Origin of the sequence: Nocardioides sp. N13(2025), from assembly GCF_051912545.1 — a bacterium.
Classification (GTDB): domain Bacteria; phylum Actinomycetota; class Actinomycetes; order Propionibacteriales; family Nocardioidaceae; genus Nocardioides.
In genome coordinates this window covers 2,756,147-2,775,909 of sequence record NZ_CP196809.1, presented here as the reverse complement: position 1 = coordinate 2,775,909, position 19,763 = coordinate 2,756,147, and the positions used below count along the sequence as shown (strand labels likewise).

Sequence of the window (19,763 nt, the reverse complement as noted above, 5' to 3'; positions counted from 1 at the left end):
CGTGGGAGACCTGAGCCTCGAGGTCACCCTCTTCCTGGTCCTCGCGGCCCTGGTCGCCGGCTTCGTCGACGCCGTGGTCGGCGGCGGGGGGCTGGTGCAGCTCCCCGCGCTGCTGGTCGGCCTGCCCGGCGCGTCGGTCGTGCAGGTGGCGGCCACCAACAAGCTGGCGTCGTTCTGCGGCACCTCCATCAGCGCGGCGACGTACGTCCGGCGCATCCGCCCCGACCCCCGCACCTTCCTGCCGCTGATGCTGGCGGCCTTCCTCGGATCGGGTGGTGGGGCGCTGGTCGCCTCGTTGCTGCCGCGCAGCGCGTTCGACCCGATCATCCTGGCCGTGCTGGTGCTGGTGGGCGGCTACGTCTGGTTCAGGCCGAGCGTCGGCGAGCTGACCCGGTTGCGCTTCCGGGGCTCGCAGCACCTGACCGCGGTCGTGCTCACCGGTCTCACGATCGGCTTCTACGACGGCGCGATCGGCCCCGGCACCGGGTCGTTCCTCGTCTTCGCCCTGGTCGGGCTGCTGGGCTACAACTTCCTCGAGGCCTCGGCCAAGGCCAAGCTCGCCAACTGGGCCACGAACCTCGCGGCCCTGGTCGTCTTCGTCCCGCAGGGTGCGGTGATCTGGCAGCTCGCCCTGCCGATGGCCGCGGCCAACATCACCGGCGGCTACCTCGGCGCCCGGCTGGCGATGGCGCGCGGGGCGAGGTTCGTCCGGGCGTTCTTCCTCGTGGTCGTGTCCGGGTTCGTCGTGCGCCTGGGCGGCCAGCTCCTCGGCTGGTGGTGACACGGATCCACGAGGGTGGGGCGGTAGCCTCCACCCCGTGGGAGCGGTCTCGACAGTCGACGGGTTCCAGCGACGCCATCCCGTGCTCGGCTTCCCGCTCGCCGTCGTCTACAAGTACTTCGACGACCAGGGCCCCTACCTCGCCTCGGCACTGACCTACTACGCGTTCATCGCGATCTTCCCGCTCATGCTGCTCGGCACCTCGATCCTCGGCCTGATCCTGCGCGGGGAGCCCCAGTGGCAGGAGCAGATCCTCAACTCCGCGCTGTCGCAGTTCCCGATCATCGGTGACGAGCTCGGACGCCCCGAGGGCCTCCAGGGGTCCGTCGCCGGTGTCGCGGTCGGTGCGATCGCCGCCCTCTACGGCGCGATGGGCCTCGGCCAGGCCCTGCAGAACACCCAGCACGTCGCCTGGTCGGTGCCGCGCAACAGCCGGCCCAACCCCGTCTACGCGCGGGTCAAGACGCTGATCCTCCTCGTCACCGCCGGCTTCTCGTTGCTGGCCGTCTCGATCGTGTCCACCATCGCCAGCACCACCGACCTCTTCGCGGAGGTGCTCGGCCAGGGACTCAAGGTCTTCCTGCCCGTGCTCACGATCGCCGTCGTCGGCACCTTCCTGACCGTGCTCTTCCGGTTCGCCGCCACCGGTCACCACTCCTTCGGTCGAGCAGCACCGGGCGGCTACGCGCTGGCGGTCATGTGGCAGCTGCTCCAGCTCGGCGGGGCGGCGTACGTCGACCGGGTGCTGGTCGGCACCACGTCGATGACCAAGACGTTCGGCCTCGTCCTCGGACTGATCGGCTTCCTCTGGATCGGTGCGGTGATGGCCGTGCTCGCCATGGAGATCAACGTGGTGCTGTCGCGCCGGCTGTGGCCGCGCGCCCTGCTGACGCCCTTCACCGACAACGTCGAGCTGACCGACGCCGACCGCCGGGCGTACGCCTCCTACGCCGCCATGCAGCGGCACAAGGGCTTCGAGAAGGTCTCGGTGGTCTGGGAGCCCGGACCCGCGGAGCGACCGGACCGGGAGTGAGCACCTACCTCACCGTCGCGCGTGCGGCCACCGGCGAGGTCGAGGACCGTGGCTCGCGCTTCCTGTACACGCTGCATCGGGTCGCCGACGAGGGGGAGGCTCGCGCGCTGGTCGCCGAGCTGCGGCGCGAGCACTGGGACGCCCGCCACCACTGCTCGGCCTTCGTCATCGGACCCGGCGGTGAGGTGCAGCGCTCCTCCGACGACGGTGAGCCGGCCGGCACGGCCGGGGCGCCGATGCTGGAGGTGCTCCGCGGCGCCAGGCTCAGCGACGTCGCCGCAGTCGTCACCCGGTGGTTCGGCGGCACGCTGCTCGGTGCGGGCGGTCTCGTGCGGGCCTACGGCGACGCGGTGCGCGCCGCACTGGCCGACGCCGGGACGCTGCGCCGGACGCTGCTCACCGAGCTGGCCCTCGACCTCGACCACGCCGACGCGGGACGGGTCGAGGGTGAGCTGCGGGCCCGCGGCGTGAGCGTCCTCGAGGTGGCGTACGACGCCCGCGTGCGGCTCCTGCTCGCTGCGGCGCCGGACGAGGTCGACCGGGTCGCGGCGCTCGTCGCGGCGGCGACGTCGGGGGCGGGCCTGCCGGTCGCCGTCGGGGAGCGCTGGGTCGACGGACCCGCCTAGTCGGCGTCGCCGTCGACGTAGACCCACCGGCCGGCGCGCTGCTCGAAGCGGCTGACCTCGTGCATCTGCCCGCCCCTCCACGAGGCGACGAACTCGACGGTGTCGCCGTCGGCGGCGAGGACCTCGAGGCCCGTCCACCGGGTCGCGGGGTCGGGGGCGATGTCGTCGGGCCGGGTGCGCGGGTGCCAGGTCCGGAACAGGTGGTCGGCGTCGCCCCTCACGTAGGCGGTGTAGCGCGAGCGCATCAGCTGCTCCGGCGAGGAGGCCTGCATCGCGTTGGCCAGCAGCGGCCCGCAGCACGCGTCGTACGTCGCTCCGGACGCGCACGGGCAGGGCGTGGTCAGCACGCGCCGAGGGTATCTGCGTCGGGGGAACAAGGCGCTTGGGTTCTGGCTGTAATGGTGTAATCATGTAAGTACTGCAAGAAGGAGAGAGCACATGATGACCAGAGATGACTACGAGGGGCGAGGCCGTCGCGGCGGGGGACGGGGACGCCGTGGGGGCTGGCAGGTCGCCGACCTCCCGCCTGCCGACGACGCGGCGGACTGGTTCCGCGGGCGCCTGCCCGACGGGTGGTTCAGCGAGATCGACGTTCGCACCGACCGGGAGGAGATCACCGTCATCGGCACGATGAAGGACACCGCCGACGGCGCCGAGGCAGAGGGCCGGATCAGCCGGTTCCGCTCCGAGACCAAGGCCGAGCGCATCGAGATCGCGCTCGAGGCCCAGTCCCGCTACCAGCGCAAGGTGTCGTGGGGGGTGCGGCTCGGTGACACCGAGGCGCTGTTCACCCACGTCGCGGCACCGGTGATGACGCGGCTGCGCCAGCCCGAGCGACAGGTGCTCGACACCCTCGTCGACGCCGGCGTGGCCCGGTCGCGCTCCGACGCCCTGGCCTGGTCGGTCCGGCTGGTCGGCGAGCACGCCGACGAGTGGCTGGGCCAGCTGCGCGACGCGATGGCCGAGGTCGACAAGCTGCGCGGCGAGGGCCCGTCCCTCTGAGGCACTAGGTTCGCTCGCATGACGATCGAGCGCGCCGAGCCGAGCTTCCACGACGACGAGGTCGGGATGCTGCGCAGCTTCCTCGACCACTACCGCGCGACGATCCGCCTCCAGGCCTCCGGCCTGACGGCGGCCCAGCTCGACCAGGCACTGCCGCCCAGCGACCTCACGCTGGGCGGCATGCTCAAGCACCTCGCCTTCGTCGAGGACTACTGGTTCTCCTACAACCTGATGGCCCACGAGCCGACCCCGCCGTGGGACACCGCGCCGTGGGGCGACGACCCCGACTGGGACTGGCACAGCGCGAGCCAGACCCCGCACTCCGAGCTCGACGCCCTGCTCGCCGCTGCGATCGCGCGCTCGGACGAGTGCCTCGACGCGGCGCTGGCCGCCGACCCCGACCTCGGGCGGCTCGTCGCCCGGCCGCGGCCGCCCGAGAAGGGGGACACCGCGACCGTGCGGTGGGTGCTGGTCCACATGGTCGAGGAGTACTGCCGCCACGCCGGTCACGCCGACCTGATCCGGCAGTCCATCGACGGCGCGACCGACGTGTGAGCCCAGCGCGTGTCGGGGGTGTTCCCGACCGGTGGTCCCGCGCAACTGACCGCCGATCTGGTGGAATGTGCCCATGGCCGACCCGATCCGCGTCTACCTCCTCGATGATCACGACGTCGTACGAGAGGGGCTGAGGTTCCTGCTCGAGCAGCAGGAGGGCATCGAGGTCGTCGGTGAGTCCGCCTCCGCCGTCGAGGCGGCCGCCCGGATCCCGGCGCTGCGCCCGGACGTCGCGGTGCTCGACGCCCGTCTGCCCGACGGGTCCGGCATCGAGGTGTGCCGCACGGTCCGGGCCGTCGACCCGTCGATCAACGCGCTGATCCTCACGTCGTACGACGACGACGAGGCGTTGTTCGCCGCGATCATGGCCGGTGCTGCGGGCTACGTGCTCAAGGAGATCCGCAGCTCCGACCTGGTGAGCGCCGTGCGCCACGTCGCGTCCGGCAAGTCGCTCATCGACCCCGCGATGACCGCCACGATCCTCGAGCGCATCCGCAACGGCCCCAGCACGCCCGACGAGCTCGCCTCCCTCACCGACCAGGAGCGCATCCTGCTCGGTCACATCGCGGAGGGCCTGACCAACCGGCAGATCGCGGAGCAGATGTTCCTGGCCGAGAAGACGGTCAAGAACTACGTCTCCAGCATCCTCGCCAAGCTCGGGCTCGAGCGTCGGACGCAGGCGGCCGTGCTGGCCTCCAAGCTGCTCGGCGACGCGGGCGGGCGCTGAGCCGACGCCCCACGGGGGACCTTGGTCCCCCGCGCCGGTGACGAAGCGCCCTGACCCTCGCACCCCGCTCGGGCGACTCTGGTGGTGACCCGGAAAACACACCACCGAAGGAGGGGATGACGATGAGCGTCATCCATCGTCACCGCCACGAGGCCGAGGCCTACCACGCTCCGGTCACCGTGCCCAACGCCGAAGACCACGACCGAGGCACCTGGTTCGCCCGTGCCCTGGCCACCCTGCGGATCGCCTTTGGATTCATCTTCCTGTGGGCCTTCCTCGACAAGACCTTCGCGCTGGGCTTCCACACCGGTTACGACCAGGAGGGCAACCTCGACCGGTTCGGCCCGGCAGCGTGGATCAACGGCGGCAACCCCACTGAGGGTTTCCTCTCCTTCGGTGTCCCCGCCGACAACCCCTTCCACGGGTTCTTCACCGGCCTCGCCGGGCACGCGTGGGTCGACTGGCTCTTCATGGTCGGTCTGCTCGGCATCGGCGTGACCCTCCTCCTCGGGGTGGGGATGCGGATCGGCACCGCGGCAGGCGCGTTGATGTACGCGTTCATGTACGCCGCCGTGCTCCCGCTGGAGAACAACCCCGTCGTCGACGACCACCTCGTCGGCATCATCGTGATGGCGGTCCTCGCCCTGGGCGCGGCCGGCACCACTTGGGGGCTGGGTCGCTGGTGGAACCGCACCGAGGTGGTGAAGAACTACCCCGTCCTGCGATGACACCAGGCCCCGGAGGCCCGACGCCGCTAGTGGCGTCGGGCCTTCCTCTGTGTCCGGGGGCACTGGTCGCGCGATGTGGACGCTGGTCGCGCGGTATGCCCCTTCTCGAGCGGCCACATGACCGCTCGAGTCAGGAAATGGGCACCCGCCACACGAGCACGGTGCCGCGCTCGCCCACGGGGGAGATCTGCAGCGTGCCGCCGAGGTCGTCGGCCCGGCGGCGCGCGTTGCGCAGCCCGCTCTCCGAGACCTCGTCGGGGAGGCCGACCCCGTCGTCGGCGACGCGGAGCTCGAGCTGGTCGCCGGCGACCACCACGTCGACCTCGGCCCCGTCGGCCAGGGCGTGCCGCGCGACGTTGGAGATCGCCTCGCGCAGCACCGCGAGCAGCTGGGAGCCGAGCTCCGGCGGCACGACGGTGTCGACGGGGCCGGAGGTGCGCACGACCGGGCTGAAGCCGAGCACGGGGACGTACTCCTTGACCAGGCTCCGGATCGCGGCGCGCAGGGAGTCACCGCGGCGGTCCTGCAGCTCGAAGATCGTGCCGCGGATCGCCTTGATGGTGTCGTCGAGCTCGGACACCGACTTGTCGAGCCGCTCGGTGACGGCGCCCTGGCCGACCATGGCCGCCACGCCCTGCAGCTGCAGTCCGGTGGCGAAGAGCCGCTGGATGACGATGTCGTGGAGGTCGCGGGCGATCCGCTCGCGGTCGGAGATGACGGCCAGCTCCTGGCGCTCGACCAGCGCCTGGGTGCGGTCGAGGGAGAGGGCCACCTGGTCGGCGAAACCGGCGAACAGGTCGCGGTCCTGCACGTCGAGCAGGTCGGAGTCGGGGTGCGTCACGGCGACGAGGGCCGTGACGGGTGCGAGGTGCGAGCGCAGCGGCACGACCACGAGGGGTACGCCGTCGACGTCGGCCGTCACGAGCGGGCTGCCCGGCCGGGCCACGGTGTCGCGGGCCTCGGCGAGCAGCTCGTCGATCCGCCGGGCATCGGCGTCGGGGGCCACGCTCACCGTGTCGTGCTCGGGGCCCAGAGACGACCACAGGGCGACCGCCCGGGCCCGGGAGACCTGGCGGGCCGTGGACACGATCTCGTGCAGGGCGCTGGACAGCTCGACCGGTGGCTGGAGGAGCTCGGCGATCTCGGCTGAGGCCTCGAGCCACTGCCGGCGCCGCTCGCTCAGCGCGAAGGAGCGGGCGTTGCTGATGACGTAGCCGGCCGTGCGGGCAAGCTCCTCGACCAGGCTCTCGTCGTCGTCGGTGAAGGGGCCGCCGCCGGCCTTCTCGGTCAGGTAGAGGTTGCCGAAGACGGTTCCGCGGATCCGGACCGGCATCCCGAGGAACGAGGTCATCGGCGGGTGGTTGGGCGGGAACCCCACCGACGACGGGTGGGCGGACAGGTCGGTCAGCCGCAGCCCCGAGGGGTCCTCGATGATCACGCCGAGGATGCCGCGGCCGCGGGGCAGGTCGCCGATGAGCGCGCGGGTCTTCTCGTCGATGCCGGTGGTCACGAACTCCACGAGTCCGCCGTCGCTGCCGAGCACGCCGAGGGCGCCGTAGCGGGCGCCGGTCAACGCGGTCGCGGCCTCGACGATGCGCGTCAGCACGCTGGCCAGGTCGAGGTCGCTGGAGATCGCGGTCACGGCCTCCAGCAGCGAGCGGGCGTCCGCGCCCAGGTCAGGATTGTGGGTCACACGGAGATTGTGCCCTCAGGCGAGGCGTCGCACCGGCAGGTGCTCCCACGGGTCCCAGCTGCCGCCGAGCTGGCGGCCACTGACCTCGGTCCACGGGATGCGTACGACGAGGTTGCGCTGGCCCGACGCCCAGGGTCGCGGCTCCCAGGTCCGGGCGATCTCGGCGAGCTCGTCCTGGTCGTCCACGAAGGCGGCGCGGCCGCGGACCACCACGCTCCAGCCGCGCTTGAGCTCGTAGTCGAACTGGTCGACCTCGAAGCACAGCAGCGCGTCGCGACCGTAGGTCCCGATCAGGCTGTAGGCCGTGGTGCGGATCAGGATGTTCTCCCCGTTGACGGCGTAGTTCACCGGGACGATGTGCGGTCCGGTGGGCGTGCCGATCGCCACCCGTCCGGCGATGCCGGCGTTGAGCAGGCGCGCACAGTCGTCACGGGAGAGGTCGTGTGTGGTCTGCATGGGAGCCTCCTTCAGCTGACTCCCAGCCTCTCCCCGCCGCGCTGGCGCGAGCAGGGTCGAAGGTCCTGAAGGTCAGGGGCCGGAGTTCGTGATCAGCCGGTTCGACCGTGCTGTGGCCGGACTTCGAGCGCGCTCCACGTTGACGGCCGGGTCTAGCGTGGACGACGTGACCCAGCCGCAGACCCAGCACCCCGCAGCCAGCACCCTCGGCCAGCTCCGCGAGAGCGGCCACCAGCTCAAGACGCTCCGCGAGGAGATCCGCGACAACCTGCTCGCCCGGCTCCGCGACGGCGTGGACCCCTGGCCGGGCCTGCACGGCTTCTCCGACACCGTCGTCCCGCAGGTCGAGCGGGCGTTGCTCGCGGGCCACGACATCGTGCTGCTCGGTGAGCGCGGCCAGGGCAAGACCCGGCTGCTGCGCTCGCTGGTCGGCCTGCTCGACGAGTGGTCGCCGGTCATCTCCGGCTCCGAGCTGGGCGAGCACCCCTACGAGCCGATCACCGTCACGTCCCAGCAGGCGGCCGCGACCTACGGCGACGACCTGCGCATCTCCTGGCGCCACCGCGACGAGAGGTACGCCGAGAAGCTGGCGACGCCGGACACGTCGGTGGCCGACCTGATCGGTGACGTCGACCCGATGAAGGTCGCGGAGGGGCGCCACCTCGGCGACCCGGAGACCATCCACTTCGGCCTGATCCCGCGCAGCCACCGCGGCATCGTGGCGATCAACGAGCTGCCCGACCTCGCCGAGCGGATCCAGGTGGCGATGCTCAACGTGATGGAGGAGCGCGACATCCAGATCCGCGGCTACATCCTGCGGCTGCCGCTCGACGTCCTGGTGGTGGCCAGCGCCAACCCGGAGGACTACACCAACCGCGGTCGCATCATCACCCCGCTCAAGGACCGCTTCGGCGCCGAGATCCGCACCCACTACCCGCGCGAGGTGGTGGAGGAGATCGCGGTCATCGAGCAGGAGGCCGAGCTCGTCGCCGAGGTGCCGGCGTACCTGCTCGAGGTGCTGGCCCGCTTCACCCGCAACCTGCGCGAGTCGCAGGCCGTCGACCAGCGATCGGGCGTCAGCGCGCGCTTCGCGATCGCCGGCGCCGAGACGATCGCGGCGGCGGCGCTGCACCGGGCCACCACGCAGGGCGAGGACGAGGCGGTGGCCCGCGTGGTCGACCTCGAGACCGCGGTCGACGTGCTGGGCGGCAAGATCGAGTTCGAGACGGGCGAGGAGGGCCGCGAGGCCGAGATCCTCACCCACCTGCTGCGCACGGCCGTCGCGGAGACCGTGCGGGCCCACCTCGCCGGCATCGACCTGCGCCTGCTCGTCGACGCCATCGAGGAGGGCGCCATGGTGAGCACCGGTGCCCGGGTCGGGGCGCGTGACTTCCTCGCCGGCCTGCCGGTGCTGGGGGAGTCCGACCTCTACGACGCGGTCTGCGACCGGCTCGGCGCCACCAACGACGGCGAACGGGCCTCCGCGCTCGAGCTCGCGCTGGAGGGGCTCTACCTCGCGCGCAAGATCGGCAAGGACACCGAGGCGGGGGAGACGGTCTATGGGTGAGCCGCGATGAGCCGCTACCAGCTCTACGCCGGCGGCGACCCGCTGGCGCCCCCGGTCGACCTCGCCGAGGCGCTCGACGCGATCGGCCAGGACGTGATGGCGGGCTACACGCCCGAGCACGCGATGCGGGAGTTCCTCCGGCGCGGCAGCTCCGACCAGCCCGGGCTCGACGAGCTCGCGCGCATGGTCGCCGAGCGCCGGCGCGACATCCTGCAGCGCCACAACCTCGACGGCACGATGCGCGAGGTGCGGGAGCTGCTCGACAAGGCCGTGCTCGCCGAGCGCGGCCAGCTGGCGCGCGACATCACCATGGACGACTCCGACCGTGAGTTCCGCGAGATGGTGCTGGACAACCTCCCGACCTCCACTGCGGCCGCGGTGAGCGAGCTGGCGTCGTACGACTGGCAGTCCTCCGAGGCGCGTGAGGCCTACGAGCAGATCAAGGACCTGCTCGGCCGCGAGCTGCTCGACCAGCGCTTCGCCGGCATGAAGCAGGCGCTCGAGGGGGCGACCGACGAGGACCGCGCCGCCGTCGCCGAGATGCTGTCCGACCTCAACGACCTCCTGGAGAAGCATGGGCGGGGGGTCGACACGGACGAGGACTTCCAGGAGTTCATGGACAAGCACGGGGACTTCTTCCCCGAGGGGCCGGAGAACATCGACGAGCTGCTCGACGCCCTCGCCCGGCGCGCGGCGGCGGCCCAGCGGATGCTGAACTCGATGACCGAGGAGCAGCGGCAGGAGCTGATGGAGCTGTCGCAGCAGGCCTTCGGCTCGCCGCAGCTGATGGAGCAGCTGGCCCGCATGGACGCCAACCTGCAGGCGCTCCGCCCGGGCGAGGACTGGTCGGGCTCGGAGGGCTTCGAGGGCGAGCAGGGGATGGGGCTCGGCGACGGGACCGGTGCCCTGCAGGACCTCGCCCAGCTCGACGCGCTGGCCGACCAGCTCGCGCAGTCCCACCACGGGGCCCGGCTCGACGACGTCGACCTCGACGCCCTGGCCGGCCAGCTGGGTCCGGACGCGGCCGTGGCCGCCAGGACCCTGCAGGAGCTGGAGAAGGCCCTGCGCGACAGCGGCTACCTCAAGCGCGGCTCGGACGGCGAGCTGCGGCTCTCGCCCAAGGCGATGCGCCAGCTCGGCAAGGCCCTCCTGCGCGACGTGGCCGAGCGGATGAGCGGTCGCTCGGGCGCCCGCGAGACGCGTACGACAGGGCTGGCGGGCGAGCCCTCCGGCGCGACCCGCCGCTGGGAGTTCGGCGACACCGAGCCGTGGGACGTGCCGCGCACGATCACCAACGCGGTGCTCCGCGACGGCGGTGCGTCACCCGTCCGGATCCAGGTCGACGACATCGAGGTCATCGAGACCGAGGCGCGCACCCAGGCCGCGGTGGCGCTGCTGGTCGACACGTCCTTCTCGATGGCGATGGACGGCAGGTGGGTGCCGATGAAGCGCACCGCGCTGGCCCTGCACCAGCTGGTGCGCTCCCGCTTCCGGGGCGACGACCTCCAGCTGATCGCCTTCGGCCGGCACGCGCAGGTGATGGAGATCGAGCAGCTCACCGCGCTCGACGCGCGCTGGGCCAAGGGCACCAACCTCCACCACGGCCTGCTGCTGGCCAACCGGTTCTTCCGCAAGCACCCCAACGCCCAGCCGGTGCTGCTGGTCGTCACCGACGGCGAGCCGACGGCCCACCTCGAGCCCGACGGCGAGGTGTGGTTCTCCTACCCGCCGCACCCGCTCACCATCGCGCACTCGGTGCGCGAGCTCGACGCGGCCGCGCGGCTCGGGGCGCAGGTCACCTTCTTCCGGCTGGGCGAGGACCCCGGGTTGGCCCGCTTCATCGACTCGATGGCCCGCCGGGTCGACGGCCGGATGGTCAGTCCCGAGCTCGACGACCTCGGAGCCGCGGTGGTCGGGTCCTACCTCGGCTCGCGCGGCCCCGCGTCGTCGTACCGCGAGCACTTCGGGGACTGGTACGGCGGGGGTCGCGGCTTCTGGGTGTGAGGCGTCAGGATGGGCCCATGCCCCGACTCGTGCAGGTCGCCCAGCGTGCCACGGACCTCGCCGGCACGACCGCCTTCTACGCCGAGCTGCTCGGCGTCGAGCCCGTCGCCACCTTCGACCCGCCGGGGCTGGCGTTCTTCGACCTCGACGGCGTGCGCCTCCTGATGGACCGCGGTGCCCCCTCGGCGCTGGTCTACCTCCCCGTCGACGACATCGACGCCGCCGTCACCGGGCTGCGCGAGAAGGGCGTCGAGATCACCTCGGAGCCGCACGTGATCTTCGGCCACGAGGACGACACCCTCGGTCCGGCCGGGACCGACGAGTGGATGGCGTTCGTCAAGGACCCGGAGGGGAACCTCCTCGGGCTCGTCGAGCAGCGCCCGCGCAGCTAGCTGCCGGCGGCCTCGAGCATCCGCAGCAGCTCGGCGCCCATGTGCTCGATGACGACCTGGAGGGCCTTGGCCGGTCGCACCATCACTGTGAAGTCGACGATCTGGCCGTCGGCGTCCCACGTGATCATGTCGACGCCCGAGACGTCGAGGCCGCCGACCTGCGTGCGGAACTGCAGCACCGCGGAGTCGTCGCCCAGCCACTCACGCTCGTAGACCAGGCCCGGCCCGAGGACGGTGAAGGCGGCGGTCAGGTAGCCGACGACGGTCTCGCGACCCACCTGCGGGGTGTGCACGGCAGGGCTGCGGAACACCGCGTCCTCGGCGAGCAGGTCGGGCAGCCCGGCGGGGTCTCGGCTCTCGACCACGGCGTGCCAGCGGGCGAGGGCCTGTGCTGACGTGGAGGTGGCTGGGTCCATGTGCGTCATCGTGCCACCCGTCGCGCGGCGCCGCCCGTCGGACCGCGCCACCCGTCGGACCGGCCGGCAGGGCGGCGTACTTGCCTTGTGTGGTGATGGTGACGTGGCCGGCGCGTCAGGATCACCGCGCTGTGGTTGCGATCCCCGGGTACCCGGGGATCGCGACGGCGACCATCAGGAGGCGAACCCCGGCAGCGACTCCTCGAGGATCTCCCGGAAGGGCGCGGTCGCCCCGAGCTGGCTGAGCAGGCCGATGCCGCCGAGCCAGGTGCGGTGGATCAGGAGGTACGACGTCGGCAGGTTGAGCTTGGTGGCGAGGGTGAACGTCTCGGACCGCGGGTCGTTGATCCGCTCGAACTGCTCGCGCATCCAGTCGCGGGTGAAGGTGAAGCGCTCCTCGGCGGCGGGCTCGACGAAGGGCGCGAGGTAGGCCAGCACGAGGGCCGGCTCGACCGTGATGCGCTCCTTGATGAAGCCCTCCTCGCGCAGCCCGGCCACCAGCGACTCCTCGTCGGAGTCCAGCGCGATGCGCATCAGGCGGCCCATCGCCTCGGGGAGCGAGCCGCCGGGCAGCCGGGCGACCGCGCCGAAGTCGAGCACGCCGAGCCGGCCGGGCTCGCCGTGGGGGCCGGGCAGGATGCGGAAGTTGCCGGGGTGCGGGTCGGCGTGGAGCATGCCGGTGCGGCGCGGGCCCTCGAAGAGGAAGCGCACGAAGAGCTCGCCGTAGTGGTCGCGCTCCTCCTGCGTGCCCTCGCGGATGACGTGCGCGAGCGAGTGCGGCGACTCCAGCCACTCCGTCACCAGCACCTCGCCGCCGACGGCGACGACGGGCGGCACCACGATGTGCGGGTCGTCGGCGAAAGCCTCGGCGTACGCCGCCTGGGCCTCGGCCTCGAGGTGGTAGTCGAGCTCGTCGGCGGCCCGCGCCTGGAGCTCGGTGATGAGCGGCTTGATGTCGAGGCCGGGGAAGGCCGGGGCGACGCCGCGCGCGACCCGCGAGAGCTGGCGCAGGTCGCCGAGCAGGGCGTCCCCGGCTCCGGGGTACTGCACCTTCACCGCGACGTCGCGCTCGCCGTCGCCCGCGGGGCCGCCGACGTGGTCGCGCCACCGGCCGCGGTGCACCTGACCGATGGACGCTGCGGCGGTCGGGGCGCCGTCGAGCCAGACCAGGCGCTCGGCCCAGTCCGCGCCGAGGTGCGCCGTGAGCTGCTCGCGCACGGTGGCGGTCGGCATCGGGGGAGCGGAGTCCTGCAGGGCCGTGAGGTGCTCGCGGTAGGGCGCCGCGACCTCCTCGGGCAGTGCGGACTCCAGCACGCTGAGGACCTGGCCGAACTTCATCGCGCCGCCCTTGAGCTCGCCGAGCGTGCGGAAGAGCTGCTCGGCCGTGCGCTGCTGCACCTCGGTCAGCACCGCATCGGCCGACTTGCCGCCCAGCCGCTTGCCCAACCCCATGGCCTGCCTTCCGGCGTACCCGAGCGGCAGCGCCGCCAGGCGGGCCGTGCGGGCGGCGGCCTTGCGGGGGAGCTCGGTCATGCGGCCATTGTCCATGCCGGGGCAATCGGGTCGCACGTCCCGCGTGACCCGGGCGTCCTCGCATCGTTGAGCCGGGCGACCCCACACCCTCTCGGGAGGACCCACGTGCGACTCAAGCCCCTGCTCGCCTGCGCGGCGAGCGTCCTGGCCGCATCCGCCACCTTCGCCGTCGCCGGCACCGCGTCAGCGGCCGGTGGCACGACCGAGCCGGCCAACGTCTCCGACTTCCTCGCCGGCCAGCTCACCACCCTGACGGGGCGGACGACCGTGCTGGTCCACGGCACCTCGATCACCGCCGCCCGAGAGGCCGTGACGGCGGCCGGGATGTCGAAGAAGGGCGAGTACCGCTCGATCGGCGTCGTCGTCGCCAACGCCACCAAGGGCCAGGTCGAGGCGGTCCGCAGCGCACCCGGGGTGACGTACGTCGAGGGCGGCGAGCAGCCGATCGAGTTCTTCAGCCAAGACCTGGCCGAGACCTCCAACATCGCCACGCGCGGTGCCGAGGCGGCCTCGACCCTCACCGGCGCCGACGGCACCCCGCTCACCGGCAAGGGCGTCAGCGTCGCGGTCATCGACTCCGGTGTCGACCCCACGCACCCCTACCTCCAGGAGGCCGACGGCTCGAGCGCCGTGGTGGCCAACCTCAAGGCGCTGTGCGAGCCGCTCACCGAGACGTGCTCGGTGCAGAAGATGCCTGCCACGGTCGACACCGACACGCTGTCGGTCGGGGGCCACGGCACCCACGTCAACGGCATCGTGGCCGGACGCCCGACCACGCTCACCGACGGCGGCAAGCTCCAGGGCGCGGCCCCCGGCGCCAAGCTGGTGTCGATCTCCACGGGCGCCGGCATCGTGATCCTCGGCGCCGACTCCGCGCTCAACTGGGTGCTGGAGAACCACGCCGCCCCGTGCGGCGCGGGCGTCCCGGTCGCGACCTGCCCGCCGATCAAGGTCACCAACAACTCCTACGGTCCCTCGGGCGGCGGCGACTTCGACCCCGAGTCGGCCACGGTGAAGCTCCAGCGCGCGCTCGCGGCCGAGGGCGTGGTGACGGTCTGGGCGGCCGGCAACGACGGTGGCGACGGCTCGGAGAGCCTCACCAACCCGCCCGGCCAGGACCCGACCGGCGGCATCTTGTCGGTGGCGTCCTACTACGACCAGGACACCGGCACCCGCGACGGCGTGGTGTCCGACTTCAGCTCGCGCGGCCTGTCGACCGACACCTCGACGTGGCCCGACATCTCGGCGCCCGGCGAGAACATCACGTCGTCGTGCCGGCTCTACCTCGCGATCTGCTCGACCGGGCTGGACCCGCGCAACGGTCCGGGCGCGCTCGACATCGGCACGTTCAACACGATCAGCGGCACGTCGATGGCCGCCCCGCACGTCGCAGGCATCGTCGCGCAGCTGTTCCAGGCCGACCCGACGGCGACGCCCGCCGGGATCGAGGCGGCTCTCAAGACCTCGGCCCACCACTACACCGACGGTGCCGCCTACGTGGGCGGGACGTCGTACGACAAGGGGCACGGGCTCGTGGACGTCGTGGCGGCGGTCGCGGCCCTGGGGTGACGCACAGGCCGAGCTCCCTGCTTGGCTGGTGCCATGGAGATCGAGTTCAGCGGTGAGCTGGTCGAGTGGCGGGGCCCCGCGCCCTACCACTTCGTGCCGCTGCCGCCCGACGAGGCCGACCTCGTCGACGAGGTCAAGGCCGACGTCGTCTACTGGGGCGTGGTGCCGGTGCGCGCCCGGATCGGCGGCACCACGTTCACGACCTCCATGTTCCCCCGCGAGGACACGTGGTTCCTGCCGGTGAAGGACGCCGTGCGGAGGGCCGAGCAGCTCGAGCTGGGCGACGTGGTCGACGTACGGCTCCAGGTCGGCCGCGACTGACCGATCGGGATCGCCGCCCGGAGATGCAACCTTCTGCCGGGCGCTCGCGTCCACACAGCATGCGAACGACACTCCTGAGCGCCGCCGTCCTGTCGGTGGCCGCCCTGACCCTGACCCAGCTCGCCCCGGCCACCGCCGACGCCATCGGCGTCTCCGACCCGGCGGACCTCCACCACGGGGTGGACCTCCGTTCGGTGGTCGTCGACCACAAGGCGAACAACCTCGTGGTGACCACCACCCACACCAACCTGCGCGAGTCCTTCCGCACCGGCTCCGGCGGCGCCGTCTTCATCGACACCGACCCCGCGGACGCGGGCCCCGAGTACGTCGTCGTCGGCGGCTACTTCGTCGGCACCGACTACTCGCTCCTCCACACTGACGGCTTCGCCGGCTCGACGTGGGGCGACCCGGTCGAAGGGTCCTACCGGATGACGGTCGACTACGACAAGGAGCACGTCCGCACCCGCATCTCGCGAGCGGCCATCGGGTCGCCGGAGCAGGTCCGTGTCGCCGTCCGCGTCGCCGGCACCCGCACGGACGGCAGCGACACGCGACGTGACTGGCTGGGCGAGCCGCGCAGCTTCACCGAGTGGGTGGCCGCCGACTGACGCGGTTCCTCGCGGCTACTTGACCTCGCGGACCTCCTGCGGCCACCCGCAGCCCTCGGCTACCTTGGCCGCCCACATCTTCGCCGTCTCGAGGTCGGGCACGTCGATGATGGTGATGCCACCGAGGTACTCGGTCGTCTCGGTGTAGGGGCCGTCGGAGACGATCATCTCGCCGCTCGTGCCGTCGGCGCTGAACGCCTGAGCCATGTCCTCCACGAGGCCGCCGGCGAACACGAGCACCCCGGCCGCCTCCATCTCGGCCACGACGGCCCTGGACGGCTCGACGCGTCCCATGAACCACTCCTCGGGGTGGTCCCCGACCCACTGCTGGTGGAAGTAGATGGCGTACTGCGTCATGTCGCTCCTCCGGTCCCGAGCCGCCCCGTGCGGCCCGTCACCACTGTGACGGACGAGCAGGCCCCTGATCGACAGCGCGGCCGGTCTTCTTGCTCCGGGGACCTCGACGAGGAGGCCGTCACTACGTAGCCTCGGTGGTCAACTCGGATTCGACACGCCTCGCTGTGGCCTCCTCTCGGGCCAAGATGGAGACCTCATGCACCTCGGACCTGACCGTCGCGCGGTCCCGGCAGTCGTGGCAGCCGCCGCGGGTCTTGCCCTCGTCCTGCCCCTGCTCGCCCTCGGGGCTCCGGCGGCCGCCGAGGAGGGCCCGGCACCGGGTGCGCCCGGCGCGGGCGCGACGTGGCGCAGCGGGGACAAGGACGGGGTCGGCACGGCGGTCGGTCGTGACTCCAAGGTCTGGTACACGCTCGCCGACGGCACGCTGAGCGAGACGTACTACCCCGCGGCCGACACCCCCAACGTGCGCGACCTGCAGCTCGCGGTGTCCGACGGGACGACCAGCCAGCGGGAGACGGACGACTCGGTCGTGCGCACCGCCGAGCTGAGCGACCCGACGTCCCTGACCTACCGGCAGACCTCGACCGACGAGGCGGGTCGCTGGCGGCTCACCAAGACGTACGTCACCGACCCGGCGCGGTCGACGCTGATGGTCAGCGTCGACTTCGAGGCCCTGTCGGGCGGGCCGTTCAAGCTCTTCACGCTGTACGACCCCTCGCTGGCCGGCACGTCGACCGACGACACGGGCTCGACGGCCGGTGACGCCCTGGTCACGACCGACACGCACCTCGCCGACCGGCCGATCGCCAGCGCGCTGATCGCCTCCACGGGCTTCGGCGCAACCTCCACCGGCTACGTCGGCACCAGCGACGGCTGGTCCGACCTGGCGGACGGCCGGCTCGACGCGACGTACGGGAGCGCTGGGCCGGGCAACATCGCGCAGACCGGCGAGATCCCGGTCTCCGGCGCGAGGACGTCGTTCACCCTGGCGCTCGGGTTCGGCGCCGACGCGGCGGAGGCCACCTCGACGGCGAGGTCGAGCCTCGACGCCGGGTACGCGGCGACGTCAGCGGCGTACCAGCGTGGGTGGAGCGACTACCTCGCCGGCCTGGAGAAGGCACCGAAGAACCTCACCGGCGAGCTGCTCACGCAGTACAACGTCTCGCTCATGACGGTGAAGGCCCACGAGGACAAGACCTACCCCGGTGCCTTCATCGCCTCCCTGACCCTGCCGTGGGGGCACGTCGTCAACGCGGACGGCGCCGGCGGCGGTGGTGCGGGCTACCACTTCGTGTGGGCACGCGACCTCTACCACCAGGTCACCAGCCTGCTCGCGGCCGGTGACACCGCCGCCGCCAACCGGGCAGTGACGTGGCTCTTCACGAGGCAGCAGCTGCCCGACGGGCACTTCCCCCAGAACTCCCACGTCGATGGCAGCCCCGACCAGAACAACGTCCAGCTCGACGAGACGGCATTCCCGATCGTCCTCGCCTGGCAGGTCGGCCGCACCGGCGGCGCGTTCTACCGCGACCACATCAAGAAGGCGGCCGACTTCCTGGTCGCCTCGGGGCCGCGGACGCCGCAGGAGCGCTGGGAGACCGAGGACGGCTACTCGCCCTCGACCATGGCGTCGCAGATCGCGGGACTCACCGCCGCTGCCGACATCGCCCGCAAGAACGACGACCAGGCCTCCGCTGCCGTCTACCAGGGCACCGCCGACGAGTGGCAGCGCAACACGGAGAAGTGGATGTACACCACCACCGGTCCGGTGGGCGACGGTGAGTACTACATCCGCATCGAGGGCGACGGCGACCCGGACGACGGCGACTCGCGCGAGTACTCCGACGCTGCCGGCGTCCACGAGGAGCGCGCCGTCCTCGACGCCGGCTTCCTGGAGCTGGTCCGGCTCGGGGTGAAGGCCCCGGACGACCCGTACGTCGTCGGCTCGCTCCCCGAGACCGACCGGTCGCTCGCCACTGACACCCCCCACGGCCGGATGTGGCACCGCTACACCTACGACGGCTACGGCGAGCGCGCCGATGGCTCCCCGTGGACCCTGGCGACCGGTGGCATCGGTCGGCTCTGGCCCCTGCTGTCGGGTGAGCGCGGCGAGTACGAGCTCGCCAGTGGCCGCGACGCCATGTCCCACCTGCGCACGATGCACCGCTCGGCCAACGACGGCTACATGATCCCCGAGCAGGCCTGGGACCAGCCGGAGCCGACGTCGTACGGGCACGTCCTGGGCAAGGGCACCGGATCGGCCGGTCCGCTGGCGTGGGCGATGGCGCAGTACGTCCGGCTCGCCCAGGGAATCTCCGGCGGCCGGCCGGTGGAGACCCCGCGGGTGACCCGCCACCGCTACGTCACCGGCCCCGAGCTGTCCCCGCCGGCGCTCGACGTGACCTCGCCAGAAGCAGGCGTGCAGGTGGCCGACGGCGACTCGGCCCACCTCGCCGGCACCACCGACGGCCACGCCCTCTACGTCGACGTCAACGGGGAGAAGCGGCGCGTCGCGCTCGAGCGCGGACCGGGCGGGCGGTCGACCTTCGACGTCACCCTCGCGCTGCCCGACCTGCGCAACCAGGTCGTGGTCGTCTCGGTCGGTCGGTCGGGTGCGACGAGCACGGCCACCCGCACCGTGTTGTCGTACGGCGAGCGCATCGGCTCCCTCGCCGATCCCACCGGCGACGACGACGGTCCGGGCACCTACGTCTATCCCGCCAACCCGGTCTACCGGCCGGGCACGTTCGACCTGACCGGCACCGCGATCTACGACAGGGGCGACCAGGTGGCCGTGGTGACGGGCATCGCCGGGGAGATCGCGAACCCCTTCGGGGGAGACCAGATCTCCCACCAGCGGATCAACGTCTACATCGGGAGCGGCGACGGCGCCGCGACGCCCGCCCTGCCCGGCACCAACATGGACACCGCGGCGCCGTGGCAGCGGGTCGTCGTCACCGACGGCCGCTTCGACAGCGCCGGAGTCTTCGACGCCACCGGCACCAGGGTCGGCGACGTCGAGCTCGTCGCGATCCCCGAGACCCGCCAGGTCGTCACGCTCGTCGACCGAGCCGACCTGGGCGCCCTCGACCTGGCGACAGCGCGCTACGGCGTCGCGATGTTCGGCAACGCGGAGGCGGGAGAGGGCATCGGCTTCATCCGTCCGGTGTACGACTACGACTACTGGAACAGCAACCCCTACGGCTTCGTCCGGGACTGGCGCTTCGGCGGCGGGGCCGGCGAGCTGGACTTCGGCCTTCCCAGCAAGGACACCGACACCCGGGACGCCAACGCCATCGACGTCACCGTCGGCGCGGGCCAGTCCCAGGCCCAGGTGATGGACTGGCGGACGAGCTCGCCGGTCGCGCTGCCGATGCTGCTGCTGGAGGACTGAG

Annotated in this window: 20 protein-coding genes; 14 read left to right on the top strand and 6 right to left on the bottom strand. The window is 72.1% G+C overall.

The window, feature by feature from the left end; translation table 11 throughout:
* Window position 1 precedes the first annotated feature (1 nt).
* The 3 genes from ACS3YM_RS13490 to ACS3YM_RS13480 are packed head-to-tail and all read left to right on the top strand — an operon-like array spanning window position 2 to window position 2,440.
* Window positions 2-781, top strand: a complete 780-nt coding sequence (locus ACS3YM_RS13490) for a sulfite exporter TauE/SafE family protein (RefSeq protein ID WP_439936946.1) — start codon at window positions 2-4, stop codon at window positions 779-781.
* 37 nt (window positions 782-818) lie between these two features.
* Window positions 819-1,814, top strand: coding sequence for a YihY/virulence factor BrkB family protein (locus ACS3YM_RS13485; protein ID WP_439936945.1), 996 nt, complete (start codon window positions 819-821; stop codon window positions 1,812-1,814).
* Window positions 1,811-2,440, top strand: a complete 630-nt coding sequence (locus tag ACS3YM_RS13480) for a YigZ family protein (protein ID WP_439936944.1) — start codon at window positions 1,811-1,813, stop codon at window positions 2,438-2,440. The genes ACS3YM_RS13485 and ACS3YM_RS13480 overlap by 4 nt, the downstream gene beginning before the upstream one ends.
* On the opposite strand, the gene ACS3YM_RS13475 is transcribed toward ACS3YM_RS13480, so the two are convergent.
* A complete protein-coding gene (locus tag ACS3YM_RS13475; RefSeq protein WP_439936943.1) occupies window positions 2,437-2,787 on the bottom strand; it encodes a YchJ family protein in 351 nt (116 codons plus the stop codon). The genes ACS3YM_RS13480 and ACS3YM_RS13475 overlap by 4 nt on opposite strands.
* Window positions 2,788-2,878: 91 nt before the next feature.
* Here ACS3YM_RS13475 and ACS3YM_RS13470 point away from each other — a divergent pair, with 91 nt between their 5' ends.
* The 4 genes from ACS3YM_RS13470 (at window position 2,879) to ACS3YM_RS13455 (ending at window position 5,452) form a co-directional block, all read left to right on the top strand.
* Window positions 2,879-3,442 (top strand): hypothetical protein, encoded by a 564-nt coding sequence (locus ACS3YM_RS13470; protein ID WP_439936942.1) that lies wholly within the window; start codon window positions 2,879-2,881, stop codon window positions 3,440-3,442.
* 18 nt (window positions 3,443-3,460) lie between these two features.
* Window positions 3,461-3,997 carry a mycothiol transferase gene (locus ACS3YM_RS13465; RefSeq protein WP_439936941.1) on the top strand — a complete coding sequence of 179 codons (537 nt, stop codon included), beginning with the start codon at window positions 3,461-3,463 and terminating at the stop codon, window positions 3,995-3,997.
* A gap of 73 nt (window positions 3,998-4,070) precedes the next feature.
* On the top strand, window positions 4,071-4,724 hold the full coding sequence (locus ACS3YM_RS13460) for a response regulator (protein ID WP_439936940.1): 654 nt from the start codon (window positions 4,071-4,073) through the stop codon (window positions 4,722-4,724).
* A 122-nt stretch (window positions 4,725-4,846) separates the two neighbouring features.
* Window positions 4,847-5,452, top strand: coding sequence for a hypothetical protein (locus ACS3YM_RS13455; RefSeq protein ID WP_439936939.1), 606 nt, complete (start codon window positions 4,847-4,849; stop codon window positions 5,450-5,452).
* Window positions 5,453-5,582: 130 nt separating this feature from the next.
* On the opposite strand, the gene ACS3YM_RS13450 is transcribed toward ACS3YM_RS13455, so the two are convergent.
* On the bottom strand, window positions 5,583-7,145 hold the full coding sequence (locus ACS3YM_RS13450) for a GAF domain-containing protein (protein WP_439936938.1): 1,563 nt from the start codon (window positions 7,143-7,145) through the stop codon (window positions 5,583-5,585).
* A gap of 15 nt (window positions 7,146-7,160) precedes the next feature.
* Complete coding sequence (locus ACS3YM_RS13445; RefSeq protein WP_439936937.1) at window positions 7,161-7,601, bottom strand: pyridoxamine 5'-phosphate oxidase family protein; 441 nt, start codon at window positions 7,599-7,601, stop codon at window positions 7,161-7,163.
* A 166-nt stretch (window positions 7,602-7,767) separates the two neighbouring features.
* Here ACS3YM_RS13445 and ACS3YM_RS13440 point away from each other — a divergent pair, with 166 nt between their 5' ends.
* The 3 genes from ACS3YM_RS13440 to ACS3YM_RS13430 are packed head-to-tail and all read left to right on the top strand — an operon-like array spanning window position 7,768 to window position 11,564.
* A complete protein-coding gene (locus tag ACS3YM_RS13440) occupies window positions 7,768-9,168 on the top strand; it encodes a magnesium chelatase (protein WP_439936936.1) in 1,401 nt (466 codons plus the stop codon).
* A gap of 6 nt (window positions 9,169-9,174) precedes the next feature.
* Window positions 9,175-11,172: a VWA domain-containing protein gene (locus ACS3YM_RS13435; RefSeq protein ID WP_439936935.1), complete on the top strand. Its 1,998-nt coding sequence runs from the start codon at window positions 9,175-9,177 to the stop codon at window positions 11,170-11,172.
* Window positions 11,173-11,189: 17 nt separating this feature from the next.
* A complete protein-coding gene (locus ACS3YM_RS13430) occupies window positions 11,190-11,564 on the top strand; it encodes a VOC family protein (protein WP_439936933.1) in 375 nt (124 codons plus the stop codon).
* Here the strand turns inward: ACS3YM_RS13430 and ACS3YM_RS13425 are convergent.
* A complete protein-coding gene (locus ACS3YM_RS13425; RefSeq protein WP_439936932.1) occupies window positions 11,561-11,980 on the bottom strand; it encodes a nuclear transport factor 2 family protein in 420 nt (139 codons plus the stop codon). The two genes, ACS3YM_RS13430 and ACS3YM_RS13425, sit on opposite strands and share 4 nt — an antisense overlap.
* A 174-nt stretch (window positions 11,981-12,154) precedes the next feature.
* Window positions 12,155-13,513, bottom strand: coding sequence for an ABC1 kinase family protein (locus tag ACS3YM_RS13420; protein WP_439936931.1), 1,359 nt, complete (start codon window positions 13,511-13,513; stop codon window positions 12,155-12,157).
* Between the two features lie 105 nt (window positions 13,514-13,618).
* Here ACS3YM_RS13420 and ACS3YM_RS13415 point away from each other — a divergent pair, with 105 nt between their 5' ends.
* From ACS3YM_RS13415 to ACS3YM_RS13405, 3 genes are read left to right on the top strand one after another with little or no spacing between them, the layout of a single operon-like run.
* Window positions 13,619-15,082: a S8 family serine peptidase gene (locus ACS3YM_RS13415; RefSeq protein ID WP_439936930.1), complete on the top strand. Its 1,464-nt coding sequence runs from the start codon at window positions 13,619-13,621 to the stop codon at window positions 15,080-15,082.
* A 33-nt stretch (window positions 15,083-15,115) separates the two neighbouring features.
* A complete protein-coding gene (locus ACS3YM_RS13410; RefSeq protein WP_439936929.1) occupies window positions 15,116-15,403 on the top strand; it encodes a DUF1905 domain-containing protein in 288 nt (95 codons plus the stop codon).
* Between the two features lie 59 nt (window positions 15,404-15,462).
* Entirely contained in the window at window positions 15,463-16,011 is a 549-nt protein-coding gene (locus tag ACS3YM_RS13405; RefSeq protein WP_439936928.1) for a hypothetical protein, read from the top strand.
* A 15-nt stretch (window positions 16,012-16,026) separates the two neighbouring features.
* Here ACS3YM_RS13405 and ACS3YM_RS13400 read toward each other — a convergent pair whose 3' ends face one another.
* Window positions 16,027-16,368, bottom strand: coding sequence for a YciI family protein (locus ACS3YM_RS13400; RefSeq protein ID WP_439936927.1), 342 nt, complete (start codon window positions 16,366-16,368; stop codon window positions 16,027-16,029).
* 196 nt (window positions 16,369-16,564) lie between these two features.
* Here ACS3YM_RS13400 and ACS3YM_RS13395 point away from each other — a divergent pair, with 196 nt between their 5' ends.
* Window positions 16,565-19,762, top strand: a complete 3,198-nt coding sequence (locus tag ACS3YM_RS13395) for a glucan 1,4-alpha-glucosidase (RefSeq protein WP_439936926.1) — start codon at window positions 16,565-16,567, stop codon at window positions 19,760-19,762.
* Window position 19,763: the final 1 nt, after the last annotated feature.